Raw genomic sequence first — 25,414 nt, 5'->3', positions numbered from 1 at the left:
CACCCCGAACAAGGTCACCACCACCGTGGCGATGGACTTCGGGCGCGTCTCCCTGGACAGCGACCTGATCCTGTACCTGTTCGGTACGCCGGGTCAGCACCGCTTCTGGTTCATGTGGGACGACCTCGTGCGCGGCGCGATCGGCGCCGTGGTGCTCGTCGACACCCGCCGCCTGGCGGACGCCTTCGCGTCGATCGACTTCTTCGAGGACCGCCAGCTGCCCTACGTCGTGGCGATCAACTGCTTCGACCAGGTGCTGCACCACCGGATCGAGGCCGTGCGCGACGCGCTCACCATCGATCCGACGGTCCCGATCGTCACCTGCGACGCACGCAACCGCGAGTCCACCACGGAAACTCTCATCAAGCTGGTCGAGCACGCGATGCACCAGCGGATGTCCGCCCGCGCCGGCTGATCGTCGGCGTGGTCCCCTGATCCACCTACCTGGAGAATGTCTTGTCCCGCATACGGTTTCGACCTCTTGTCCTCCTCACCGTCCTCGCGTTCGTGCTCTCCGCCTGCGGCGAGGTCAAAGGCGAGGAGGGCGGTCCCGACAGTGGCCCGATCAAGATCGGGTACGTGAGCCCGGAGACCGGAGCGCTCGCGTCGTTCGGGGAGAGCGACAACTTCGTGGTCGAACAGGTCAGGGAGCACTTCAAGTCCGTCGGCGGAATCACCGTCGCCGGGAAGCAGCGTCCCGTCGAGATCCTCGTGCGGGACACCCAGTCCGACTCCAAGCGGGCCGCGGACGTCGCCGCCGACCTGATCCTGAACGAACACGTCGACCTGATTCTCACCGGGCACACTCCAGACACCGCCAATCCCGTCGCGGACCAGGGCGAGGCCAACGGCGTCCCGGTCATCTCGACGCTCGCCCCCTGGCAGCCGTACTTCTTCGGGCGGAAGGGCAATCCGGACAAGCCCTTCAAGTGGACGTACCACTTCTTCTTCGGGCTGGAGGACCTCGAGACCGTCTACACGGACATGTGGAACGAGATCGACACCAACAAGAAGGTTGGCGAGCTGTTCCCGAACGACCCCGACGGCAAAGCCTTCAGTGACGCCAAGACCGGCTTCCCGGCCGTCGCCGCCAAGAACAACTACAAGGTCGTCGACGCGGGTCGGTACGCAAACGGCACCCAGGACTTCTCCGCGCAGATTTCCACCTTCAAGGAGCAGGGGGTGGACATCCTCGCCGGGGTCCCGATCCCGCCGGACTTCACGACGTTCTGGAAGCAGGCCGCCCAGCAGGGCTTCCGCCCGAAGTTCGTCACCATCGGCAAGGCCTTGCTGACCCCGTCCAACATCAACGCGCTCGGCGACCTCGGGAACAACCTCGGCATGGAGATCTGGTGGTCTCCGTCGCACCCCTACAGCAGCTCGCTCACCGGCCAGACCGCGCAGCAGCTCGCCGACGCGTACACGGCGAAGACCGGCAGGCAGTGGACCCAGTTCGTCGGCTTCGTCCACGCGCTCTTCGAGGTCGCGGCAACGACCCTGTCTCGGTCTGACGGGACGAAGGAAGGCTTCATCAAGACCCTGTCCCACCTGAAGACCGACACCGTGGTCGGACCGCTGGACTGGACGAGCGGTCCGGTGCCCAACGTCGCGAAGACCCCGCTGGTCGGCGGCCAGTGGCGGCAGAACGTCGACAAGTCGTACTCGTTGGTCGTCGTCAGCAACAAGCAGAATCCCGAGATCCCGTTGGGCGGTAAGGTCGAGCCACTTCGGTGAGAACACCATTGCTGGACGTGGTCGGTCTGGGCAAACGTTTCGGTAGTGTCGTCGTGGCCGAGGACGTGTCCTTTTCCGTGGCCGGCGGCGAGGTTCTCGGTGTGGTGGGACCCAACGGCGCCGGGAAGTCCACCCTGCTCGACCTGATCAGCGGCGTCCTCGCCCCTGACCGGGGCGGCATCCGGCTGGGTGGGCACGACGTGACCCGGCAGGGCGCGGCGGCCCGCGCCCGCGCCGGGATCGGCCGTACGTACCAGATCCCTCGGCCGTTCGCGAAGATGACCGTGTTCGAGAACGCGCTGGTCGGCGCCACGTTCGCCGGCCGGCGCCGCAGGGAGGCGGCCGCTTTCGCCCTGGCCGCTCTGCGGCGGACCGGGCTGCTGGCACACGCCAACGCACCTGCCGGGACGCTGCGACTGCTCGACCGCAAACGGCTCGAACTGGCCCGGGCGCTCGCCAGCCGGCCCGCCCTGATGCTGCTCGACGAGATCGCGGGCGGGTTGGCCGAGCACGAGGTCCCCGAACTCATCGACATCGTGCGGGAACTGCGGGACGAGGGCATCGCCGTGATCTGGATCGAGCACGTCGTCCACGCGCTGCTGTCGGGTGTCGACCGGCTGATGTGCCTGTCGGAGGGGCGCGTGCTCGCGATGGGCGGCCCGCACGAGGTGATGACCAGCCTGCCGGTGCGCGAGGTGTACCTCGGCACCGACCCGGACCTGGAAGTGGCTCGGTGACCGGCCAGGCGCCGGGTGGGGCTCTGCTGGACCTCGCCGGTGTCGACGTGCACTACGGCGACCTCCAGGCGATCTTCGGCGTCAGCCTCGCGGTGGCCGAGGGCGAGACCGTGGCGGTGCTCGGCGCCAACGGCGCGGGCAAGTCGACGTTGCTCAAGGCCATCACCGGGATGCTGCCCATCACCGCCGGCGACGTTCGCTACGACGGCAGGTCCCTGCGCGGCGCCCCCGCGCACCGGCGGGCCGGCATGGGCATCGCTCTCGTGCCCGAGGGACGCCGGCTCTTCGCCTCCCTCACCGTCGAGGAGAACCTGCTCGTCGGAGGTCACCGAGCGCGGCCGGGGCCCTGGAACCGGCGGTCCGTGTACGAGCTGTTCCCCTTGCTCCGCCCCCTGCGGAAGCGACCGGCGAGCGTGCTCTCCGGTGGTGAGCAGCAGGCGGTGGCCATCGGCCGGGCGCTGATGAGCAACCCGCGGCTGCTGCTGCTCGACGAGGTCTCTCTCGGGCTGGCTCCGATCGTCGTCAAGCAGCTCTACGCGGCGTTGCCGGCCATCACCGCGTCGGGCGCCACCGTCCTGGTCGTGGAGCAGGACATGCACCAGGCGATGGCCGTCGCCGACCGGGTGCACTGTCTGCTCGAGGGCCGCACGGCCCTCGAGGCGCCCGTCTCGGAGGTCACCGGGGACCAGGTCGCGAACGCGTACTTCGGAATGCTCCCGAGCGTCGTGTCATGACATTGGTCAACGCGGTCGTGCAAGGAGTCTTGCTGGGCGGGATGTACGCGCTGTTCGCCACCGGGCTCTCGCTCATGTTCGGGGTGATGCGCATCGTCAACCTCGCGCACGGCGACTTCGCGGTGTTCGGCGCCTTCTTCGCCCTGGTCCTCGTCGACTCCGCGTCGCTCTCCCCGTTGGTCACGCTGCTCATCGTCGTTCCCGGTATGGCCGCGTTCGGGTACCTGCTGCAGCGCGGCCTGCTGCAGCGCGCCGTGGTGGCGAGCCCGCTGCCCGCGCTGCTCGTCACCTTCGGGTTGTCGATCGTGGTGCAGAACCTGTTGCTGGAGCTCTTCTCCGCCGACCAGCGCCGGCTGCAGATCGGCAGCTTCGAGACCGGCAGCTTCCAGCTCACGTACGACCTCGCGATCGGCTACTTTCCCGCGGTGGTGTTCGCGATCGCGGTGGCGCTGCTGGTCGGGCTGTCGCTGTTCCTGCGCCGTACCCAGCTCGGCCGGCTGATGCGCGCCACCAGCGACGACCAGGAGACGGCACGGTTGATGGGCGTGGACAACCGGAACATGTACGCCCTCGCCGCCGCGATCGCGTTCGCCACGGTCGGGCTGGCCGGCGTCCTGAACGGCGTGCAGACGAACTTCAGTCCGGCGTCGGGCCCGACCCTGCTCATCTTCGCGTTCGAGGCGGTGATCATCGGCGGGCTCGGGAGCCTGTGGGGCACCCTGCTCGGCGGAATCGTGCTCGGCGTGGCGCAAAACGTCGGCGCCTGGATCGAGCCCGCGCAGCAGGTGCTGGCCGGGCACCTCGTCTTCCTCCTGGTGCTGGCGCTCCGCCCGCGGGGGCTGCTCGCGAAGGGAGCCCCGGCATGACCGAGCTCGTGACCATTCGGCGGGCCACCACGTCGACCAGAGTGGGTGGCGGGCTTCTCGCGCTGGGCGTCGTCGCGCTGGCGATGCTGCCCTACGTCATCGTGCCCAGCCAGGTCTTCCGGTTCATCGACCTGCTGGTGTTCGTCGTGCTGGCGACCATGTGGAACCTGCTCGCCGGGTACGGCGGCATGGTCTCCGTCGGGCAGCAGGCGTACATCGGAATCGGCGCGTACGGCCTTGTCTACCTCGCCGACCAGCTGGGCGTCGACGCGTTCCTCGCGGTACCCCTCGTCGCCGTCGTCGCCGCCGCGGTCGCCATCCCGGTGTCCTTTCTCGCGTTCCGGTTGGTGGGCGGGTACTTCGCGATCGGCACCTGGGTGATCGCCGAGGTCGTCCGGCTGCTCACGGTGCAGGTGGACGACCTGGGAGCAGGTGCGGGCACCTCACTCCGCAGCCTCAGTGACATCGACCGCGACCTGCGCATCGCCTACACGTACTGGTTCGCGCTCGGCCTCGCGACCGTCGCGGTGGTCGCCACGTACCTGCTGATCCGCTCCCGCCTGGGGATCGCACTGACGGCGATTCGCGACGAGCCGACCGCCGCGGCGAGCAACGGCGTCGAGGTCACCCGCGTGAAGCGGATCGTGTTCGTGGTCAGTGCCGCGGGCTGCGGCGCGGCCGGTGCGATCCTCGCGCTCAGTTCCCTCGGGGTGCAGCCGGACAGTATCTACAGTGTCCAATGGACGGCCTACATGATCTTCATGGTCATCATCGGCGGTGTCGGCACCCTCGAAGGCCCGATCGTCGGGGCGGTCCTGTTCTACGTGCTCCGCGAATGGCTCGCGCAGTTCGGCGTCATCTACCTCGTCGTGCTCGGCGCCGTCGCCATCGCCATCACGTTGTTCGTTCCGCAGGGCCTGTGGGGTGCGGTCAGCCGCGGCCGGCTCCGCCTGTTCGCCGTCGGCCACACCGTGCGGCTGCCTGCCGAGCCGAGTCCCACACCGCCCGCGCGCCGGACGTAGTCGTAGAACAGCCCGGCGGTCTTCGCGTGTGGACGGTCCGGAACGCCCGCGCCGCACGAATGCGGGCGCCGCCCGGATGTGTGGCGACGCCCGCTCGTATCACCGGGAGGTCTGCGCGACGAGCGCGCGATCCCGCGCTACTTGTACGCGATACCGGCGCTTACCGGACCGGCGAGCGGAAGGACCTCGACCTCCTTGAAGCCCACCTCCTTGCACCACGAGGCCAAGTCCGCGCCCGTGAAGTCGAACGCATCGCCGAACTCGAGCAACATGTTGAGCGACATGAGGAGGCCGAACGCGTTCTCGCGGCGGGCGTCGTCGATGATGTTCTCGATGACGATGTAGGCCCCGCCCTCCGGCAGCGCGTCGTAGGCCGCCTTGATCAGCTGCTTCTTCCGCTCGAGGTTCCAGTCGTGGAGGATCATCCCCATCGTGACGACGTCGGCCTGGGGAAGGGGGTCGACGAGGAAGTCGCCAGCCGCCGTCTGCACCCGGTCGCTCACTCCGGCTGCTTCGATCGTTCGGTTGGCGATCGGCTCGACGGCCGGCAGGTCGAAGGTGGTGCACTTCATGTGGGGGTGCCGGTTGGCGACGATGATCGAGAGCTGGCCGGTCGCGCCGCCCACGTCGCAGAGGCTTCCGTACCGGGAGAAGTCGAACTTCTCCGCCAGCGCGTTGAACGGCCCCGCGGAGAGCCCGGTCATCGCGTTCATGAACTGCTCGAGCCTGGCCTCGTCGTTGTAGAGCTCGTGGAACAGCGGCTTGCCGTTGTGCTTGACCTCGTTCTGCGGCTTGGCGGTCTGCAGAGCTTCGGTGAGGTCGGCCCAGAACGGGTACAGCCGCGCGTTGGACATCTCGAGCATCCCGCCGACGTAGGCGGGGCTCGCCTTGTCGAGGAAGACCGCGCCCGCCTCGGTGTTGCGGTAGACGGCATCGGGTCCGTCACCGTCGCGGTCGAGTAGCTGGAGGGCGACGAGCGCATCGGGGAAGTCGGGCACCGCGTTTTCGTGCAGCCCGAGCGCCTCGGTCAGCTCCGCGGCGGTCATTCCATCGCCCAGCTTGGTGAACAGCTCGAGCTCGACCGCGGACAGGAGCGTTTTCGACGCCCAGAAGCCCATACCGATTTGCATGATGTGTGAAGGGTCAAGTTGCCCCGACATCCCTTATACCTCCTACGGATTCCTGCTTCTGTGTCGCAGCGCCCGACAGTACCGAGAGGGGCGGCCCGGAACAACAGCCGAGAGGCGCACACTTCACTCGCCGTGGTTCACCCATGGAGACGGCTCGCACTGTCCTGGTGGCCCAACGTATCCAGATCGGCAGGCCGACCGGGGGCCGGTGGGTGCTTCGCGGGGACTGGGCGAAGCACGCACGCGTGGCCTGGTTACTTGGTTCCGACGATCAACCCGTGCGGAGTCCAGCCTTCGGTCCAGTCGATGCGCTCCACCGAATGGAAGCCGGCATCGCGCATGCAGCGCTCGTGCACCGACCACGGGTAGATCATCCCGCCCTCAGCGGGAAGCGCGGCGAAGTAGACGCTGTCCAGCGCGGCGACCACGGGGCCGTCACCCTCGTCGTTGGACATCGAGTTGAACACCGCCACTCGACCACCCTTCGGCAACACGTCGTATGCCTTGCGCAGCAGCTTGGTGTTCTCCTCCGGCGTCCAGATCACGAGCTGGTGTGCGAACAACACGCAGTCGAACCCGGTCGGGAACGGGTCGGCGAACATGTCGCCGGCGAGGACGGAGACCCGCTCGGACAGGCCGGCTTCGCGGATCGTCTTCTCGGCGATCACCTGGGTCGCGGGAATCTCGAACACCGTGACCTCGAGGTGCGAGTTCGCCTTGGCGAGCGCGATGGAGTTGACCGCGTCACCACCTCCGCAGTCGAGCAGCCGCTTGGTCTGGCTGAGATCGAGGTTGGCGACCAGGTGCGGGTTGGCCATCTCCGACCACGACCGCATGTAGCGGTAGAACACCTGCTCCATGTGCGGGTTCTCGGACAGCCGGTGGTAGAGGTCCCTGCCGGAGCCGCGAACCCGGCGGAGTCCGGCGTTCTTGTTGGTACGCAACGACTCCGTGAAGTCCAGCTGCCCCTCGTAGACCACGTACTGCTCAAGGGCGACGACGTCCTTGAACCGCTTCCAGTCAGGGGTGGCCAGCAACGTCGACAGCACCTGCGCCAGCCGATACCTGCCATCTTCCTTCTCCAGCAGCCCGAGCGAGGTGCAGCCGAGCAGCAGGATGTCGGTGGCGCGTTCAGCGAGGCCGAGCCCGGTGCGAATCTCCTCCTTGGTCAGCGGGCCCCCTTCGAGCAACTCGAACAGGTTCAGCTCAGAAGCCGCGTTGAGGTACTGGAACGCCGCGTGTCCGAACAGGATCCAGGACAGCCCGTCCATGTCGAGCGGCCGCGCGGTCGGTCCGGCCTCGGTGACCGCAATGGCGCTGTCGTGCGATGGATTCACGTGTGCTCCTTGCATCGAGTGGTGATCAACGACGGTTGGCCCGTCGCCACGCTGCGACCGTTGGAGGTGCTGGTGCCGCGTCGGTTCAGCCTGCCGCGAGCAGCACCACGACGACGGCGAGCTGGTCGAGCGTGTTGCTGGGCCCCGGTGGCCGGCAGGTCCCCGATGGCGACGCCATGATCACCGATCGGGAGATCGGCAAGAAAAGCCGAGTGGTGCCGAAGACACCCGGATACCAGCGGAGAATCAAGCGAGACCGAAGCCAGGGAATTGATCATGAGGTCGTCGTGCCGGCAGCACGTCGCTTCATCGAGGTAGGTGGTCATCACGCGTACCCCGGTGACGAAGAGCGCGTTGCCTCGCGCAGATCGACGGTCACCGTCATCTCCCCGACTGGCGATTTCGGTTTTCCGGTCCCGCTGCTCCAATTCGGACAGCCCGATAGTATCCATTCGAACGTGTCGGTCCTGGTCGAAAAGCGCATGGGTATTGCGAATTTGCGCAACGGAGGAGTGGACAGGTGAAGTCGACCGAAGGCGGCTTACGCCGAACAGCCGAACCGGCCGTCACTCAGGACTGGCCGGCGGTACTGGTCACCACGCGGACGGCGGCCCGAGCGTCGCGGTGGTGAACGCCGGCATCGTGCCGCACGCGACCACCGGCTTGCCGGTGGTCGCGCTCGTTCTCACGGCGGCGCGGCCCGACACCGGCCGCTCACGTCCTGGCGGCGACCGGGTTCCTGCGGTACTGGCTCGGCGATACGCCGTACTTCGCTCGGAACAGCCGGCTGACCTGGGACGCGTCGGCCAGGCCCCACCGCTTTCCGATCATGGCGATGGTGAGGTGGGCGAGGCGCGGGTCGCTCAGGTCGGCGCGTATCCGGTGCAGCCGTTCGTCGCGGATCCATTTTGCCGGACTTGTGCCGTGTTCGGCGAAAAGCAGCTGCAGGGAGCGCAACGAGATGCTGTGCCGCCGGGCGAGCATGGCCGAGTCGAGCTCGCTGTCGGCGAGACATTCCCGCGCGGTTCGGCAGATGTTCGCGATGAGTGTCCGTCTGTCGGGTCGCGGATCGCCGGCGGCACGCAGCTGTTCGGCGCCCAGCGTGGCGCCGAGACCGACGACGGTGGACTGCAGCGGCGCGAGAGACACCTTGTCGAACACCGTGAGGTGCTGTCCGAGCGCGGCCAGCGTTTGCCTGGCCAGCGCACCGATTCCGGTCAGGCTCGACCAGGAGTTGGTCTCGAGGCCGCGAGTGGAGTCCGATGTCAGGCCGAGCGACTGGTGTTGGGCGCGAACCGTGACCATCCGAAAGGGCTCCGGCATCGTGAGCGTGTACGGCCGGCTGCTGTCGAAGGTGACGATCTCGCCGGGCGGCACCGCTACCTGGCGGTCGTCCTGGCTCACCACGGCGAAGCCACGCAGCGGCGTCGTGACGTAGACATGGCCCGGCTCGCCGCCGGTCGCGCGCGGCTGCCGCACGACGGTGTGCGGGTCGGCCGAGATCACCGAGACATGCAGGTCGACGAGCGTGGCGGTGACGATGCGACCGCAGGCGAAACCATCGGAGTCATGGAGAACCTGCAACGTCCCACAAGTCTCCTGCGTATGGTGTTCCCACTGGTCGAATCCGTTGGCCGGTGAGGTCGTCGCCGTACTGACGACCTCTACCGCTGCCGGCTCGATCACCGCACGAGACATCTGGGTTCTCCTATGGATACGAGAACTACTCGTGAGTACTCACAGAGCTATGTCGACACTAGCAGTCATCAGACGGCTACGGATCGGCCATTCGTACGGAAAAGTACAGGCATCTTACGTTAGGCTAACTAATTTGACTTCGCGCAGGCCGGGTTGCGCCGATTCGCAAGATGCGTGCGCGAATGCGCAAGGAGGGATCGCGAACCCGCAGGTAGTCTCCCCGACAGCGCTGAGCACGGTCCACCACCCGCGCGGGTGAGGCGGCCCGCGACCTGGATCAGCTCGACGCGGATGGTGGCGCCGCGCGCCACTGCGTGAGGGGCTGAGGCTTTGTGTCGACAGCCCGGGTTGGTGTCTGTGTGGTGGCTGCCGACTGCGGCCAGGCGACGGCGTTGACTTCGAACGCGCTGGAGGGCAGATGGTGCAGCCGCGGGCGCCGCGACATGGAACGAACGCACCTGAGAGATGACCTTTCGATCATGGGTTTCCGGAGCGACAACCGCGAGCTTCCCAGTCCAAAGGGGAATTTCACGACCAACGGCACATTACGGGTCGCGATCTCGGCGGTGGATCCACGGTGAGCGTTCTCGGTCATGCCGCGATGTGTCCTTCACCGGTCCCGTTCTACGGCGACCACTTGGCGCAGTCCACACAGGCCGCGCGGCGGACACCGCTGCGCCGCGAGGCCGAACCCGAACCGGTCCGCGAACGGACCGAGTCCGCCGGGCTTGTCGGTGAACGGAGCCCAAAGCCGGCGAACGCCTCTGACTCCCGCCGCCGCAGGCGCGCGGGGCGGCATCGCCCTCGAAATCCCCGGGGGCGTCGATCAACAAAGGAAAGTTCACCCGGGCGCCGGCCCTGCCGGCGCCACCGGTCTTCAGGGAGGACGACGCCATGCAGCCAGGTAAGGCAGCGCTCCGCCGCGGCCCGCGAGTACTGATCGTCGGCGCGGGGCCGATCGGGATGACAGCGGCCCTCGAGTTGGCGCGCCATGGCGTTTCGTCGGTGGTACTGGAGCAGCTGCCTGCGCTCCGTCCCGACGGCTCGCGAGCGGTCGTGCTCGCGCGCCACACCCTGGAGACCTTCTCGCGCCTCGGCTGCACGGAGATCCTCGATCGCGGCATCCGTCTCGAGGGCTCGCGTACGTACTACCGCACCCGGGAGATCGGGCGCATGGACTTCCCGCTGGAAGAAGGAACTCCCAGGCTCCTGAACCTGCAGCAGGTTTACACCGAGCGCATCCTGCTGGATCGCATCTCCGCTTCGCCGCACGCCGCGGTCGAGTTCGGGGCCGAGGTCACCGGGATCGATCAGAGCGATCGTGGAGTTCGCGTCACGACGACCCGCGGGACGTTCGATGCCGAGTACGTGATCGCCACCGATGGCGCCCACAGCACCGTGCGCGAGCTGCTGGGCATGCCGTTCGAGGGGACGACGTGCAGCGGTCAGTTCCTTCTCGCGGACGTCCGGGTCGATATTCCCGGGCCCAAACGCCGGTCGTTCTGGTTCGACCCGCCGAGCAATCGGGGGTACCACATCTGGCTGCACCCCCAGCCGGACGGCGTATGGCGCATGGACTATCACGTGCCCGTGGGAACCGACTACAAGGAGGAGGAGGCGTCCGGGAAGCTCGACCGCCGCATCCGGGCGCTGCTCGCGGAGGACCAGGACTACGAGGTGGTGTGCCTCAGCAACTGGCGGTTCCATCAGAAGATCGTCGGAAACTTCCGCGCCGGCCGCGTGTTCCTGGCCGGCGACGCCGCGCATCTGATGGCGCCCTTCGGGGCACGGGGGCTCAACTCCGGTGTCGAGGACGTGGTGAACCTGACCTGGAAGCTGGCGCTCGTGCTGGCAGGCGAGGCGCCGGACGCTCTGCTCGACACCTACGACGAGGAGCGCCGCGGCGCCGCCCTCGTGAACCTCCGGATGACGCAGAGCACCGCCGACTTCATCATGCCGCCGACGCCCCTGCAGCGCGCATGGAAGGCGCTGGCACTCCGCGCCGCTGTCTACAGCTCGCGGGCGCGCCGCTATGTCAACGACGTCCGCTTCACCACGCAGGGCGACTATCACCGTGGTGGCCATCCGCTGGTCGGGCGCCCGGCGGCGCAGCGCCCACAAGCGGACCACGGACCGCGGCTGGTCGCGCTGGTGGCGACGTCCGGCCAGGAAGGCTTCGACCGGCTGGTGGACGAGTTGGCCGACCTGCCGGTCGAGCCGGTCCACTGCCCGCCGGGTGATCCGGTGTCCGCCGCGCTGGGTATCGAGGGCTCGGCTGTCGTTCTGCGCCCGGATGGCTACGTGGACGCCGTCGTCGAGCCACAACCCGAACGCCTGCGTGCCGCGGTCGCGGCCGCACTCGGAAACCCCAGCCTGAGCGACCTCGCTCAACAGACGTGAACACCATGGAGCCGAAAGAGACGCCCGGCGAGCGGCTGCGTGCGCGCGTCGCCGCCGGGGCGCTGGTGGTGCCGGGCGTGTACGACGCCCTGTCGGCGCTCATCGCCAAGCGGGCCGGCTTCGAGGCCCTGTTCCTGTCCGGCGCCAGCGTCAGCGCCACCCAGCTCGGTCTGCGTGACCTGGGCCTGCTCGGTCACACCGAGATGCGGGACGCGGTCACGCGAGTGGGCACGGCATCCGGTCTCCCGGTGATCGCGGACGCGGATACCGGCTACGGTGGGCCGCTCAACCTGCGCCGTGCGGTGAGCGAGCTCGAGGGTGCCGGCGCCGCGGGCATCCTCCTGGAGGACAAGGCGTGGCCGCCACGCCCCGGCCAGGAACCGATCGTGTCGGTGGCGGAGCATGCCGAGCGGATCCGGGTCGCCTGCCAGGCGCGGCGTCGCGGCCTGTTCGTCATCGCGCGCACGGACGCCTGCCCGGTCGAGGGGGTGGGCAAGGCGATCGAGCGCGCTCGCGTGTACGCGCAGGCCGGCGCCGACGCCCTGTGGGTGGAGGCGCCGTCGAGCAGGGACGAGCTGGCGCGGGTCGCGGACGAGCTCGCCGGGCACGCGCTCGTCGTCAACATCGTCGAGCGCGGGGTGACGCCACACCTGACCCGCTCGGAGCTGGTGGAGCTGGGCTTCGGGGTGATCGTCTCTCCGGTGACCGGCCTCCTCGCGGCCGCGCACGCGATCACCGAGGCCTTCGAGGAGTTGGCGGGCGAGTCCACGGCGGCGGTGGTCGATCGGCTGCTCACGTTCACCCAGATGGAGGAGTTCATGGCCTCGCACGACGCCGAGGCGCGGTGACCCTCGACCTCACCCCACACCGGCACACCAGGAGGATCCCGCGCCGGCCGGGTAACGTCGAGCGGCACGGCTCCCACAGCGGGCCCGCCCGCGGCACGCGCACGGCGATCAGCATGCCGACCGGCGGCCGCGGCAGTGGCGGCCGCGCTGGCCAGACCGTCCGAGCCGCGCGGTCGCATGAGGCATGATGGCGGAAACTCACACAACCGCGGACGACTGTGGAGGACACCGCGATGAGCATTCGACGAGCCGCCGCCGCGCTGCTGCTCAGCGGGGTGGCGGTGGTGGCCACGGCGCCCCCCGCGTTCGCGCGCGCCGAGCCGGTCGGGAGCTCGTCCCCCCAACTGATCGGGAGCTCACCCAGAGAGGGCGCATCACTCGCCGCGCCTCAGCTGATCATGCTCGCGTTCGACAGGCCCGTGACGCTCTCCGCGAACCCGATCAAGGTCACCGGCGTGAACGGCACGTCGTGGACCGTGGGAAAGGCCAAGGTCACCGGGCCGGTGGTGACCGCCCCGGTGCGGCAACGCGGACCGCTCGGCCCCTACACGATCGCCTACCAGATGATCTCCGGCGACGGCGACCCGGTCACCGGCACCGTCTCGTTCACGCTCATCAGCGCCGACACCAACTCGGCGGCGAAGCCGCCGTCGAATGGCACGCCGAAGTCGCCGAGTTCCGCATCGTCCACGGCGTACCCCGCGGCGCCCCATGGGGGGTCCCATGTGTTGCCCGGTGTGGTGTTGCCCGGTGCGGAGCCGAACCCGGTGTCCACAAGCGACTCGGGCGGGATTCCCGCCTGGGTGTGGATTGTCGGCGTGGTCGTGGTGCTGGCCATCGGGCTGCTGGAGGCGTTCCGGGTAGGCCGGACAGGCGGTCCGCAGGTCGTCGATCGTGTGAAGCCGCGTGCTCGCCGGAACCCACCGCCGGTCGTAGCCGACGGCCAGGACGAAGCTGATGGGCAGGGCGGCTCGGGAGATGGACCGGACAGCTGACGGCCGGCTTGCGCAGCACTGCGTCTCGAGCCACCACGCCGTGGCGGCGGGTGACGCTGCGGGCCTGCGCGGCGGTACGGCTTCTCGAGGGCGGGTAACGGCGGTATCCGAGTCACCGACAAGGTAGCCGGAAGAGTTGTTCCTGCCCTGTGCTCATTTCACTGAGGGAAGCGCGTTGGTGGTAACTGAAACGGACGTGGCTCGGTTACGTGGCAAGCACGAGTCGTATCTGACTGATCATTACGTCGGCTTGCACAACATGGTGGTCAGCGTGGCGCTCGCCGTAGCGGGCGTAGCTGCCGCCAGTTTGCTGGGACTGCCCTCGCCGTTTCACGCCTTCGCGGTATTGCTCTGGATGATGCTGGGCACGAGTCTCCTCGCCATTGCTGTTGCTTACGCCGGCACGGTGACCGGAGCGCCGTTTCTTCCCGCGCGGCTGCCCGCGATGCCAGATCTCATGCTTCCGTTGCTGCTCGCGGTAACCGAGTTCTTTCTGTTCGGCGTGCTCGCGCATCAGGTGAGTGCCGTGGCCAGCCCGCAGGCCACGGTAACTTCCTGGTACGTGGTGTCTTCTTGTTTTGGTGTCTTCGCCGCGCTCTCCATTCTCCGTGCGCGCAGCGTCATCAACGGAGGATGGTATTCGGATGAGCTTCGGAGCACGGTTGTTTGGTATAGTAGGCGGTTGTCGCGCGATGCGGCTGCCGCTTTGTCTACCGCCGTTGTGAGTATTCTTCCAATCGTCTTCCTGTCCGCTGCTCGTAGCGTGCCCGCGACACTCGACTACATTGTGGTATCGGTACTCGCGGGCCAGTATTGTCTCGGTTTTGGCTCGCACTCCAGCACGCGCAAAGGCCTGATGCGGGCACTACAGGGCCATTGACGGCTAGCGGGACAGCTTGGTGTAGTCGCGGGTCAGCCAGTGCTCGGGACGCATGAGGATGCGGACCATGCGTTCGGTGGCGCCGGGGGCGCTTTCGATATAGGCGTCGGCGCCCTCGGAGCCCAGGTAGCGGCTGGCGAGGGCCCAGCGTTGCTCGACGGTGACGGTGTCCTCGATCGCGGTGATCGGGCCCTCGGCTGACGCGTACTGATAGGGGAGTGCGGTGCCCTGGACGCACAGGGTGATCCGGCCGGCACGCCGGAACAGCGCGGTCTTGCGGCTGTCCCGCTCGGTGATCAGGCTGACCTCGCCGCCGGGGTGGTAGCCGTACCAGACCGGGACGGCCAGCGGCGCGCGGCCGCCCTCGCCGGCCACCGCCACGACCGCGACGTGCACCTGGGCCAGGAAGGCCTGGCGTTCCTCAACCGTCATCGCCAACGACACGCGGTCCACGCTAGTGCAGAGATCTCGCCCAAGGGCAGGATGTGGTCGTGCGGCGGCTGCACCCTCCGTGGGGTGATCGGGGTCAGCGGCCGGCGTAGAGGGCCTCGACGTCGGCGGTGTATCGCTCGGCCACGACGTTGCGCTTTATCTTGAGGGTGGGGGTGAGTTCTCCGCCGGCCTCGGTGAAGTCGCGAGGCAGGATCCGGAAGGTCTTGACCTGTTCCGCTCTCGATACCGCCCGGTTGGCCCGGTTGATGGCGGAGTCGATCTCGCTGCGCAGGTCGGGGTTGTCTCGCTGCTCGGTGAGCGGGGCCCCGGCCTGGCCGTGGGTGGAACGCCAGCGGTTCCAGGCGTCCGGGTCGATGGTGACCAGAGCAGCCACGTACGGGCGGCCGTCACCGACGAGCATGCATTGGCTGACCAGCGGGTGCTCCCGGATGGCCTCCTCGATGGGCGCGGGCGTGACGTTCTTGCCCGCTGCGGTGATGAGAACCTCCTTCATGCGGCCCGTGATCCGAATGAACCCGTCGGGGTCGAGGCTGCCGAGGTCACCGGTGCGCAACCAGCCGTCAGCGGTGAATGTCGCGCGGGTGGCGTCCGGGTTGTTCCAGTAGCCCGGGAAGACCACGTCGCCGCGCGCCTGTATCTCGCCGTCGTCGGCGATGCGAATCTCCACCCCGGGCAGGGGGCGGCCGACGGTGCCGACGCGTTGCGCCGCCGGCAGGTTCACCGTCAGCGCCGGTGAGGTCTCGGTCAGTCCGTAGCCCTCCAGGACGGTGATCCCCGCGCCGCGGAAGAAGTGTCCCAGGCGCGCGCCCAGCGGCGCTCCGCCGACGATCGCCGTCCGGCACCGCCCGCCGAGCGCCGCCCGAAGCTTGCGGTACGCCACCAGGTCGCATGCGGCGTGGGCCAGCCGCAACAGCACGTTCGGTCCGCGCGGGGTATCGAGGGCATGGCTGTAGCGCACGGCCACCCGGTCGGCAACGGTGAACAGCCACCCGCGGCGCGCCGCGGCGGCCAGCTGCCGGGCCTGGCTGTGCATCTTCTCGAATACTCGCGGCACGGCGAGGATGAACGTCGGCCGGTGCCTGCGCAGCTGCACCATCACGTCGGCGATGTCGGCGCTGTGCACCATGGTCGCCCGCGCCTGCACCATTCCCACTTGGATCAGGCGGGCGAACGCATGCGCGAGGGGCAGGGTCACGGGATTTGTACCGGGTGGTTTTCGCCGGACTCATCCGTCGCTCGGGGCTCGCTCGCCGCCGGGCCGGTGCGGAAGCGCCAGACCCTGATAGTCGGCTGAGAATCCCGGCGAAGGCGACACTTCCGACCTGATCGGCATCGTTGAGCGGGGTAGAGCGGCCGACGCCGCCGCTGCGGAGGAGTTCGCCATGAGCATCATCGGAACGCTGCTCGGATTCGTGCTGACCGTCTTCATCCTGTTGTTGATCGCGCGAATGGTGCTGGATTGGGCGGGACTGCTGTCCAGCGGCTCGCCGTGGGTGCGCCGTGCCCGCGTGATCGCCAATGCGGGCACGGAACCGGTGATCGCACCGGTGCGACGGGTGCTGCGACCGGTGCGAGCCGGCGGGCTGTCGATCGACCTGGCGTTCACCGCGGTGTTCGTCCTGGCGCTGATCCTGCGCGGGGTCGCCTTCACCCTGTAGCTCCGCGCTACTCGCCGTCGGCCACCCACACCCGACCGGGGGGACTTCGCGGTGCGCGGCCGGCGGGGCGATCTACGCCGGCACGAGGAGCACCCAGGCGGGCCCGCGGGCGAGCGGGAGGTCGAGGCCGGCGACCGTGTGGAACCGCGTGGGTGCCCGCGGGCGCGGCCGTGACCAGGTGCCGGTGAACCGGCGGCCGTCGCGCAGCACGAACGCCCGGCCGTGACCGACGGTGGCGGCGACCGGGGAGACGGCACCGCGGGCGTCCTCGATCCGCTCGCGCGCGGTCAGCTTGACCCGCTGGATCACCACGGTGGCCGCGGTGACCCGCCCGGACTCGGTGGAGATCAGCGGCCTGCCATCCAGCGACACGAGCCAGCGGTGGCGGTGGGCGGACCAGGTGAACGTGTAGTGGGCGGCCCGGAAACCGACGTCCTGCCGCGAGGTCGGCCGGCCACCACCGGGCGCGGTGCCCATCGCCAGCGGCGGCCATGCCGGGGCCCGCGCGCCCCGCGGCAGGTTCGCCGGCCGCACGTACATGTTGTGCGGCGCGGGCCGGGCACCGTTGCGGTGGAACGCCGAACGCGCCCGTACGGGTGGGGCGTTGACGAGGTGGGCCCGGTGCAGGGACGGCAGCAGCTCGGGCGCCGCGCCGGAGTAGGCGAGTACCGGCCGGCCGTACTGGGCGAGGAGCTGGATGTCGGTTCGCCGGGCGCTGCGGACCGGACCGACCACCCGCGGCGGGCGACCGGCGTAGATCGCCAACAGCCTGGTCAGCCCGCCCTCGACCGGCTCGACGTAGACCACGTCCGCCGAGCCGACACCGGTCTGTGGACGCGCGTCCGCCACGTTGTCGATCTTGATAGCCAGGACCGGCGTGCCCCGCGGCACCGGCGCCGGTCGCGGCGTGGGCGTCGTGGGTGGTGCGGCGGACGTGGTCGTCGTGGGTGGTGGTGCGGACCGGCGGGCGGCGGGCTTCGGCTCGTCGCTTCCGTCGAACGCGACGAGGATCCCGGCCACCGCGATGAGGGCCACCGCCGCGGCCACGGCCCAGGCAGTGCGTGCTCGCCGGCTCACGATCACCATCGTCCCGGCTTCCGCTCTCGACCGCACAACGTGGCGGTAGCGATTGGTGATTTTCCGGCAGCGCCCTGGCGCCGTCCGTCTTCGGCGTGGCGGCCGGGCCGGATACGAACGGGCCCGGGCATCCCGGCCCTTATTAGGATCCGGCGGACATGGACACAGATGCGCTGGCCGACCGGCTGTTCCGGAATGCGACAGGGACGCTTGAGCTGTATGCGGTCTATCTCGGTGAACGGCTGGGGCTCTACCGCGCGCTCGCCGGCGGGGAGGCGGTGACCTCCGGCGAGCTGGCCGCGCGCGCCGGGGTCGCCGAGCGGTATGTGCGGGAGTGGCTCGAGCACCAGGCGGCGACCGAGATGGTCGAGGTCGAGGACCCGCGAGCCGACGCGCTCACGCGGCGCTATCGGTTGCCGGCAGAGCACGGTGCGGTACTCGTCGACGCGGACGACCTGCGGTACGGCACCCCGGTGAGCATCGACCTGGTGCGGATCGCACGCGGGCTCGCGGCGCTGGTCGACGCCTACCGGAACGGTGGTGCGCCACCGCCGATCCCGTGGGAACCGGAGGGGCGGGCGGACCTGAACCGCGCACGGTTCATCAACCTGCTCGGTTCCCACTGGCTCCCGGCGGTGCCCGAGGTCGACGCCCGGCTGCGGGCAGACCCGCCGGCGAGGGTCGCCGACCTCGCGTGCGGCATGGGCTGGTCGAGCATCGCGCTGGCACAGGCCTACCCGAAGATCGTCGTCGACGGCCTCGACCTCGACGAGGACGCCATCGCCGCCGCGCGGCACAGCGCCGAGCAGGCCGGTGTCGCCGACCGGGTGCACTACGCGGCCACCGACGCCGCGCTGCTCCCGTCGGCGAACCGGTACGACCTGGTGACGATCTTCGAGGCGCTGCACGACATGAGCCGGCCGGTGGCCACGCTCCGCACCGCGCGGGACCTGCTGACCGACACCGGCACGGTGCTCGTCGCGGACACCCGGAGCGCTGAGGAGTTCACCGCGCCGGCATCGGAGCGTGAGCGCTACGAGTACGGCTGGAGCGTGGTCAGCTGCCTTCCGGGCGCGATGGGCGACCCCGACACCGCGGCAACGGGCACAGTCATGCGCCCGGCCACGCTGCGCCGCTACGCCACCGAGGCCGGCTTCGCCGAAGTACGGGAACTGCCGATCGACACCGACTACTGGCGCTTCTACCAACTGGTTCGGTAACCAAGTCCGCCCGAGGGCGTGGCATGGCTCGCCAACGCCGACCGGATCCCGGGTTGGCGCGCCGGTGCCTGTCAATCCACTTGAGACAGACAGGCCGCCGGTCGACAGCCGTCATCCCGTGGGAGACGGCAGTTCCGGAGCCTCCGGGATGTGGAAGAGCTCGACGAAGGTGCTGAGCCGGCTGGGATCGCCCTTCGGCTCGATCAGGCCGAGCCACAGCGCGTCGGTCGGGGTGACCTCGGCGGCCATCAGGTGCTTGAGCACCGGCGTATCGATGATCAGGTCGGCGTCGGGGAGCTCGCCCTCCTCGACAGTGAGGGCGCCGTCGTCGACCCGGGCGCCGACCACCATCTCACCGAACCGTACTTCGAAACTCGCCCGCACGTTGCGTGCGCGCTCCGGCCGGAAGGTCGAGCGCAGCGCCAGGATCGCCATGTCCCGGGAGAAGAGGTCGCCGGGGCGCGGGTCGCCGAGCGACCGCGCCCCCCACCGGCCCAGCTGGAGCAGGATCGGCTCGAGGTCCTTGCCGTAGTCGGTCAGCTCGTAGCCGACCTCGGCGTCGGGGCCCGGGTCGCTCCGCCGGACCACACCGGCCGCCTCGAGCTCGCCCAGCCGCGCGTCCAGGTCGTCGGCGGTCATCCGGGGCAGCGTCTCCGCCAGGTCGGTGAGTCGCTTCGGCCCCAGCAGCAGGTCCCGGACGATGATCGCCGCCCACGGTGTGCCGATGATCTCGAATGCCCGCGCGATACCGCAGAACTGTTTGAAGGACGGGCCGGTCATGTCTGGTTCCTTTCTGCTCGAGTCGTCATCCGGCATCGTCAGCCCGCCGCCCGGAGCGAGGCCGCGACCGCGTCGGCCATGCGGTCCAGGATTTCGCGCAGCAGCGGCGTCGGGGTGGCGAAGTTGAGCCGCACGAAGCCGTCGCCGCCGGGGTTGTAGCTGCTGCCGGGATTGAGCTCGACCTGGGCCTGCTCCCGGAAGTACGCCGCGGGATCCGGGCCGCAGTCCAGCCCCCGGCAGTCGAGCCAGGACAGGTACGTCGCCTCCGGCATGTGGTGGCGAACCTGCGGCAGGCCCTCGGCGACGGCCTTGGCGACGATCCGCCGGTTGGTGTCGAGGTAGTCGATGACGTTGTCCAGCCAGCCGGTCGCCTCGGTCCAGGCGGCGAGGCTCGCCAGCATGCCGAGAACGTTGACGTTCGGCCCCGGGGGCTGCGCGGCCAGCTTCTGGCGCAGCGTCGCGTCGCCGACGTGCCCGACCACACAGCGAAGGCCGGCCAGGTTGAACGCCTTGCTCGCCGCGTACATGGTCACCGTCCGGGCTTCGAGGGCCGGATCGAGCGAGGCGAACGGCACGTGGCGGTGCGGTGCGTAGGTGAGGTCCGCGTGCAGATCGTCGGAGATCACGAGCAGGTCGTGCCGCTCGGCGACCTCGGCGAGCGCCAGCAGTTCCGGCCGGGTGAACACCCGGCCGGTGGGGTTGTGCGGGTTGACGAGGACCAGCACCCGGCAGTCGCCCTCGGCGATGCGCCGGGCGCAGTCGTCGGCGTCGAACACCCAGCCGTCCCTGGTGTCGACCATCGGCAGAGGCACCAGCCGCAGGCCGAGCCGCTCGATCGTCCTGGCGAACGGCCCGAAGCCCGGGGTGTGCACGGCGACACCGTCACCGGGCGTGGTGCTCAGCTCCAGCATCGCGCGCATCGCGTACGTGGCGTCGGTGAACTCCCGGACGTGATCCGGTTCGGGCCACCAGCCGTAGCGTTCCTTCATGCGGTAGGCGAACGCCGCGCGCAGCGGGCTCGCGCCATCGGGCCAGTCCGGGTAACCGAAGTCGCCGATTTCGATATACCGCCGCAACGACGCCACGACCGGTTCCGCGACCGGGAAATCCATGTCGGCGATCCATGCCGGCAGCACGCCGGGACCGGGAACACGCCACTTCGCTCCCGGGCGGAACCGGAGGACGTTCTCGTCGAGTTCGTCGAAGACCACGTAGCTGGGCCGGTGCTGCCTGCCGACGCCGTCGTTGCCCCGGACCTTCGTCATCGTCCCTCACCACCAATGCGCGATCACCAATGCGCGCGCACGCCAAGCACACCGCATCGGCGGATATTCGTCTTCTCCGGACATGCTCAGACCGGGACGGCACGAAGATCGTCGAGCGGGGATCGTCGACCGGGATCGCCGCCGGGGATCATCGCGGACTACATCTCGGCATTTTGGGAGATGCCGGTGTGGTGGACGGCGATAATAGTGAGCTGCGATCGCGGGAGCGCTCGGCTGACATTGTCGATGGCGGGGGTACTGGAGATCCGGCCGGGACAATCGGTGCCGCAGCGTCTTCCTCGTACCTTGGCTTTCATCGACATAGGGGTGCATGATGGCGCAGGCAGTGCGGTGGCATGGCGCGCACGAGTTTTCCCAGTTGCTGTCCCGATCGGCTGACGAGGGCAAGCCGGTCCTGCTGGACCTTCATTCGCCCGAATGCTCGGGGTGCGGCAATCACGATCAGAGCATCTATTCGAATCCGGCGATAGCAGAGCAGATCGAGAAGTACACATTGCCCGTGCGGGTGGAGACGACCAATCCGGACCGGACGAGCACGGATATCATCAACAACCACATCTTTATCTGGTCGCCGACGATTCAGCTGCTGGCCCCGGATGGCACGCGGTATCACGAGTGGAACGGCGCGCCGCGGCGGACGAGGCTGTCGGTGGGGTACCAGTCGGTGTTCCATGACACGGCGGGCTGGTTGACGCCGGAGCTGTTCGAGGCGCAGTTGCTGGTGGCGCGGGGGAAGGCGGCGCTGCGGAAGCAGAAGTACCGCGAGGCCATGGGGTTGTTCGCGGCGACGGTCGAGCAGCACCCCAACGACAAGATCGCGGTGGCCGAGGCGGCGCGGTGGCTCGGGGTGGCGAAGTCGGGTGGCGCGATCCCGGACTCGTTCGACGGGCAGCTGCTGACCACGGTGAGCCCCCTGGCGCGGGCCGTCGAGCGGCTGGCCCAGGTGGTGGCGAAGCTGCCCGACTCGGTGCTGATGCGCGACTGGATCGGCAGGCCGGGGCCGGGGGACTGGCACTGGTACTCCGACTGTCTGCGTGAGGTTGTGCTGCAGGCGTATCAGGAGCTGTGCGACTTCGGTGTGGAGGCCGAGCGGGAGCGGGCCCTGCACGGGCCGGTGCAGACGAGCACGCACCGGTTGCTGGCGCAGCACCGGTTCGCGTACCGGGAGTTCCAGTCGCTGTTCGTCGGGGTGCCGGACGCGGTGCTGGACGAGACCCCGTTGCCGTGGGAGCGGTCGATCCGGGAGAACCTGGCACACGTGATTCTGGCCGAGTGGTGGGCGTACCGGCCGCAGATCCTGCACGCGCTCGACCGTGGACGCCAGGGGCTGGACCCGGAGGTCATGCCGGCGACCGACACCGTCGCCCAGCATGGTGAGCCGGTGGGCACGCACGAGACGCTGGGCGAGCTGTTGACGAGGTACGAGCGGCTGCACACGCAGAACACCCTGGACTACTCGGGGATCACCGAGGACGAGCTGGGGATCCGGTCGGCGTGGTGGGAGAACGGGCCGGTGGACCTGCGGTTCCGGTTGAAGCGGTACGTGTGGCACCCGCGGGATCACGCGGTGACGATCGACAAGATCCTGGACGCGTTGGGGCACCGGCGGACGGCGACGCAGCGGTTCGCGTCGCGCCTGTTCAGCGGGCTGGGCACGGCCGAGGGGCCGCTGATCGGCGCGGACGGGCTGCTGGCGAGCAGGTATGCGGACCTGACGGACACGCTCGAGGAGCGGGCCAACGAGGCCGAGAAGCTGCTGGGTGAGGTGCGGGCGGAAGCTGGGACCGAATGAGCGCCGGAGGGAGGTATCTCCTGACGGGGGCGGCTCCCACGCCGAACGGGCGGCTGCATCTCGGGCACGTGGGAGCCCAGTTCCTGAAGCTCGACGTGTTGAAGCGGCACGCGCGGCGAGCCGGTGCGGATGCCACGCTGCTGTTCAGTGTGGACGCCTTCGACAACCCGATCACCTACGCCGCGCGGCAGGCGGGGCTGCGCGAGGAGGAGATCTGCCGGGTCTACTACGACGGTCTCGAGCGGGATCTCGAACACGTCGCCGTCGACTACGACGTCTTCCTCGACACCTCCGTCGGCGAAGGGCGGGATCTGATCGAGAAGACCGCCATGGAGCTCGACGCGGTGCTGGCCGGGCGAAAGGTGGCGGTGACCGAGAAGATCCCGTACAGCCGGCGCGCGGGCAGCCCGGTCACCGGGCGGTTCCTGATCGGTGAGTGTCCGGCGTGCGGCCGGAAGATGCATGGGTACTCGTGCGACCCCTGCGGGCTTTACCTGTCGGCCGACGACATCCGCAACGCGCGGGCGGCAGATCCGGCGGACGTCCTCGACTGGCGTGAGGTCACGAACTACTTCATCCGGACGAGCAGCCGCGAGGTGCGGGAGTATCTGGCTGGGGTCGTGCTCCCCGATGTCGTGCGCGGCCGGGTCGACAACATCGCCGCCGCGCTCCTTGCCGATGAGCACTTCCTCGCCAGGTGGACGGCGTCGGAGCCGTGGGGCATCGGCACCGGCGTCCCCGGCCAGGTGTATTTCAACCGGATGCTGATCACGCTGGCCGAGCAGGTCGCGTTCGGCGAGATCACCAAGGAGAAGCTGGGGCTTCACCAGAATCCGTTCGAAGAGGGTTCCGACGTGGTGACGGTCCTCGCCTACGGCACGGACAACCTGGGCGGCTTCCTCGTCGAGAACTCCGCGCTGGCGCTGGCCACCGAGCGGTACCGGCCGTTCGATCACCACCTGGTGAGCGAGTTCTACACGCTCGACGGGCAGAAGCAGTCGACGAGCCGGCCGCATTGCATCTGGGTGGAGGATGCGGCCGCCCTGGACGGGTTCAGCCGCGACGGGCTGCGGGCGTACATGGCGTCGATCGCCACCCCGGATGTCGAGGTCGACGTGTCCCTTTCGGACCTGGCCGCGTTCATGAAGTCCTTGACGGCCCAGGCCGACCGGGTCGTGGCGACCGCAAGGTCTACTGTGGACAGGACGGTCGACGGGGTGGTGGTCGGCCGTGCCGAGGAGGCACTGGACAGCCAGGCGAAGGCGCTCGAGCTCGACCACATCGATCTGCCGAAGGTCTGGCAGAGCACCGAGCGGTGGCTCGACCAGGCGGTGACGCCCGGTGCCGGCCAGCACACGAGCCTCGCCTGCTTCGCGGTCATCGCCGCTGCGGTCGTGCCGGACGTCGCCGCCACGGTGTGGCGCTCGCTCGGCCATGCGGGCGAGCCGGATCGCGCGGCGCTACGGAAGCTGGTCTCCGATGGGAACTGAGCACCGGACACCCGTGCTGTACCTGGGCTGGTGGAACGAGGCGGCGGACTCGCTCGCCCGGCACGACTGCGACACCACGTTCGTGGTCGGCGCGCACGATGCGGAAGCTCCGGCCAAGCACGGGTTCACCGGCCGGGTGGTCGTCGTCCCGGACGCGACGCGGGTCGACGACGTGGTCGCCGGCCTCATGCGGGCCGGCATCGACGTCGCCGAGTTCGATGTCGTGTCCACGGAGTACGAGGAGTGCATCGTCCCGGCTGCCGTAGTCGCGAACGCCTACGGCAAGGCGGGCTTCCCGGTGCCGGCGGCTGTGGCGCTGCGCGACAAGTTCGTCCAAAAGGGACTGGTCAGGGATGCCGGGCTGGCTGTGGCTCGCTGCCACACCGTCGTCGACATCGCCGAGCTCGACCTGGCCGCGACGCGCGCTCCCTTTGTGGTGAAGCCACTTGCCGGCGCGGGCACGGCGCTGACCTACGGCGTACGTGACCAGGCGTCGCTCGACCGCGCGCGGACGGCCATCACCGAGTCCGGCAAGGACGGACCGTGGCTGGTCGAGGAGTTCGTGGACGGAGCCGAGCTGCACGTCGACGGTGTCGTGCGGGACGGCGCGGTCACGTTCCTCGCCGTGTCCCGGTATCTGCAGAACGTCATCGAGATCCGGCACGGCGCGTTGGTCGGTTCGGTCGTCGTCGAGCCCGGGACGAGCCCGGCGCTCTACGCCCGGGCGCACGCGCTGACCTCGGCCGCGCTCAAGGCTTTCGGACACGCCGACGGGGTGTTCCACCTGGAGGCGTTCGAGCAGAGCGACCAGCTCGTGTTCAGCGAGTGCGCGGGACGTATCGGTGGCGGGATGGTGTGGGAGACGACCCGCGCCAAGTTCGCGGTCGACCTGTACGACGAGTGGGCGCGCGCGGTCCTGGGCCGGCCGTCCGGGCTCGAACCGGACCGGGCCCATGACCCGCGTCCGCACGGCTGGGTGCAGCTGCCGGCTCGCCCGGGCCGGGTGGTGTCCGCCCCCGGGCTGGAGGATCTCCTGCGGCAGCCGGGTGTGGTGGCCGCACAGGTGTCGGTGACGCCCGGCCAGATCGTTCCGGACTCGACGGCGGCGTCGCACTTCCGCGCGGCGCGGGTGGTCATGACCGGCGAGACCGAGGCCGCGCTGTCCGACGACATGCGGCGATTCGCCGGCTGGTTCGCCGAGCAGGTGGTAGTCGAGCAACCTTAGGGGCCCAGGTATACCGGCGGCGAGGTGCGCGCAGAGCGTGTCACCTCGCCGC

At 69.1% G+C, this 25,414-nt stretch carries 24 protein-coding genes; 16 read left to right on the top strand and 8 right to left on the bottom strand.

What is annotated here, in order from left to right:
- The 6 genes from VH969_RS10740 to VH969_RS10715 all read left to right on the top strand — a co-directional run.
- Positions 1-415: GTP-binding protein (locus VH969_RS10740; RefSeq protein ID WP_331973533.1), on the top strand; the 415-nt coding region annotated here is incomplete at its 5' end.
- A gap of 41 nt (positions 416-456) precedes the next feature.
- Positions 457-1,734, top strand: coding sequence for an ABC transporter substrate-binding protein (locus tag VH969_RS10735; RefSeq protein WP_331973532.1), 1,278 nt, complete (start codon positions 457-459; stop codon positions 1,732-1,734).
- The gene (locus tag VH969_RS10730; RefSeq protein WP_331973531.1) at positions 1,731-2,471 is read left to right on the top strand and encodes an ABC transporter ATP-binding protein; all 741 of its coding nucleotides are present in this window, start codon (positions 1,731-1,733) and stop codon (positions 2,469-2,471) included. Before VH969_RS10735 ends, VH969_RS10730 begins: the two co-directional genes overlap by 4 nt.
- Complete coding sequence (locus VH969_RS10725; RefSeq protein ID WP_331973530.1) at positions 2,468-3,205, top strand: ABC transporter ATP-binding protein; 738 nt, start codon at positions 2,468-2,470, stop codon at positions 3,203-3,205. Before VH969_RS10730 ends, VH969_RS10725 begins: the two co-directional genes overlap by 4 nt.
- Entirely contained in the window at positions 3,202-4,071 is an 870-nt protein-coding gene (locus VH969_RS10720) for a branched-chain amino acid ABC transporter permease (protein ID WP_331973529.1), read from the top strand. The genes VH969_RS10725 and VH969_RS10720 overlap by 4 nt, the downstream gene beginning before the upstream one ends.
- Positions 4,068-5,093 (top strand): branched-chain amino acid ABC transporter permease, encoded by a 1,026-nt coding sequence (locus VH969_RS10715; RefSeq protein WP_331973528.1) that lies wholly within the window; start codon positions 4,068-4,070, stop codon positions 5,091-5,093. Before VH969_RS10720 ends, VH969_RS10715 begins: the two co-directional genes overlap by 4 nt.
- Positions 5,094-5,230: 137 nt before the next feature.
- On the opposite strand, the gene VH969_RS10710 is transcribed toward VH969_RS10715, so the two are convergent.
- Together VH969_RS10710 and VH969_RS10705 are read right to left on the bottom strand one after the other, a co-directional pair.
- Complete coding sequence (locus tag VH969_RS10710) at positions 5,231-6,223, bottom strand: methyltransferase (protein ID WP_331973527.1); 993 nt, start codon at positions 6,221-6,223, stop codon at positions 5,231-5,233.
- 254 nt (positions 6,224-6,477) lie between these two features.
- On the bottom strand, positions 6,478-7,560 hold the full coding sequence (locus VH969_RS10705; protein ID WP_331973526.1) for a methyltransferase: 1,083 nt from the start codon (positions 7,558-7,560) through the stop codon (positions 6,478-6,480).
- Positions 7,561-7,736: 176 nt separating this feature from the next.
- Between VH969_RS10705 and VH969_RS10700 the strand changes: the two genes are divergently transcribed.
- Positions 7,737-8,084 (top strand): hypothetical protein, encoded by a 348-nt coding sequence (locus tag VH969_RS10700; protein WP_331973525.1) that lies wholly within the window; start codon positions 7,737-7,739, stop codon positions 8,082-8,084.
- Positions 8,085-8,274: 190 nt separating this feature from the next.
- Here VH969_RS10700 and VH969_RS10695 read toward each other — a convergent pair whose 3' ends face one another.
- On the bottom strand, positions 8,275-9,258 hold the full coding sequence (locus VH969_RS10695) for a helix-turn-helix domain-containing protein (protein WP_331973524.1): 984 nt from the start codon (positions 9,256-9,258) through the stop codon (positions 8,275-8,277).
- Positions 9,259-10,152: 894 nt separating this feature from the next.
- Here VH969_RS10695 and VH969_RS10690 point away from each other — a divergent pair.
- From VH969_RS10690 to VH969_RS10675, 4 genes are all read left to right on the top strand, one after another.
- The gene (locus tag VH969_RS10690; protein WP_331973523.1) at positions 10,153-11,658 is read left to right on the top strand and encodes an FAD-dependent monooxygenase; all 1,506 of its coding nucleotides are present in this window, start codon (positions 10,153-10,155) and stop codon (positions 11,656-11,658) included.
- Between the two features lie 5 nt (positions 11,659-11,663).
- Positions 11,664-12,506, top strand: a complete 843-nt coding sequence (locus tag VH969_RS10685; RefSeq protein WP_331973522.1) for an isocitrate lyase/PEP mutase family protein — start codon at positions 11,664-11,666, stop codon at positions 12,504-12,506.
- A gap of 233 nt (positions 12,507-12,739) precedes the next feature.
- Positions 12,740-13,501, top strand: a complete 762-nt coding sequence (locus VH969_RS10680; RefSeq protein WP_331973521.1) for a copper resistance CopC family protein — start codon at positions 12,740-12,742, stop codon at positions 13,499-13,501.
- Positions 13,502-13,679: 178 nt separating this feature from the next.
- Positions 13,680-14,381, top strand: coding sequence for a hypothetical protein (locus tag VH969_RS10675; protein ID WP_331973520.1), 702 nt, complete (start codon positions 13,680-13,682; stop codon positions 14,379-14,381).
- A gap of 3 nt (positions 14,382-14,384) precedes the next feature.
- On the opposite strand, the gene VH969_RS10670 is transcribed toward VH969_RS10675, so the two are convergent.
- Positions 14,385-14,825, bottom strand: a complete 441-nt coding sequence (locus VH969_RS10670; protein ID WP_331973519.1) for a pyridoxamine 5'-phosphate oxidase family protein — start codon at positions 14,823-14,825, stop codon at positions 14,385-14,387.
- An 82-nt stretch (positions 14,826-14,907) separates the two neighbouring features.
- Positions 14,908-16,029, bottom strand: a complete 1,122-nt coding sequence (locus VH969_RS10665; RefSeq protein ID WP_331973518.1) for an AMP-dependent synthetase/ligase — start codon at positions 16,027-16,029, stop codon at positions 14,908-14,910.
- Positions 16,030-16,216: 187 nt separating this feature from the next.
- On the opposite strand from VH969_RS10665, the gene VH969_RS10660 reads away from it, so the two are divergent.
- Entirely contained in the window at positions 16,217-16,492 is a 276-nt protein-coding gene (locus VH969_RS10660; protein ID WP_331973517.1) for a YggT family protein, read from the top strand.
- 72 nt (positions 16,493-16,564) lie between these two features.
- Here the strand turns inward: VH969_RS10660 and VH969_RS10655 are convergent, their stop codons facing one another.
- Positions 16,565-17,578 carry a DUF3048 domain-containing protein gene (locus VH969_RS10655; protein ID WP_414638465.1) on the bottom strand — a complete coding sequence of 338 codons (1,014 nt, stop codon included), beginning with the start codon at positions 17,576-17,578 and terminating at the stop codon, positions 16,565-16,567.
- Positions 17,579-17,727: 149 nt separating this feature from the next.
- Between VH969_RS10655 and VH969_RS10650 the strand changes: the two genes are divergently transcribed.
- Complete coding sequence (locus VH969_RS10650) at positions 17,728-18,789, top strand: methyltransferase domain-containing protein (RefSeq protein ID WP_331973515.1); 1,062 nt, start codon at positions 17,728-17,730, stop codon at positions 18,787-18,789.
- A gap of 111 nt (positions 18,790-18,900) precedes the next feature.
- On the opposite strand, the gene VH969_RS10645 is transcribed toward VH969_RS10650, so the two are convergent.
- Together VH969_RS10645 and VH969_RS10640 are read right to left on the bottom strand one after the other, a co-directional pair.
- The gene (locus tag VH969_RS10645; protein WP_331973514.1) at positions 18,901-19,569 is read right to left on the bottom strand and encodes a winged helix-turn-helix transcriptional regulator; all 669 of its coding nucleotides are present in this window, start codon (positions 19,567-19,569) and stop codon (positions 18,901-18,903) included.
- 38 nt (positions 19,570-19,607) lie between these two features.
- Entirely contained in the window at positions 19,608-20,834 is a 1,227-nt protein-coding gene (locus VH969_RS10640; protein ID WP_331973513.1) for a MalY/PatB family protein, read from the bottom strand.
- 520 nt (positions 20,835-21,354) lie between these two features.
- On the opposite strand from VH969_RS10640, the gene VH969_RS10635 reads away from it, so the two are divergent.
- From VH969_RS10635 to VH969_RS10625, 3 genes are read left to right on the top strand one after another with little or no spacing between them, the layout of a single operon-like run.
- On the top strand, positions 21,355-22,647 hold the full coding sequence (locus VH969_RS10635) for a DinB family protein (protein ID WP_331973512.1): 1,293 nt from the start codon (positions 21,355-21,357) through the stop codon (positions 22,645-22,647).
- A complete protein-coding gene (locus VH969_RS10630; RefSeq protein ID WP_331973511.1) occupies positions 22,644-24,137 on the top strand; it encodes a class I tRNA ligase family protein in 1,494 nt (497 codons plus the stop codon). The genes VH969_RS10635 and VH969_RS10630 overlap by 4 nt, the downstream gene beginning before the upstream one ends.
- Positions 24,127-25,362, top strand: coding sequence for an ATP-grasp domain-containing protein (locus VH969_RS10625; RefSeq protein ID WP_331973510.1), 1,236 nt, complete (start codon positions 24,127-24,129; stop codon positions 25,360-25,362). Before VH969_RS10630 ends, VH969_RS10625 begins: the two co-directional genes overlap by 11 nt.
- The last annotated feature ends 52 nt before the right edge of the window (positions 25,363-25,414 follow it).

This window comes from Actinophytocola sp. (assembly GCF_036555685.1).
GTDB lineage: Bacteria > Actinomycetota > Actinomycetes > Mycobacteriales > Pseudonocardiaceae > Actinophytocola.
This window is presented reverse-complemented; position numbering and strand designations above follow the sequence as displayed.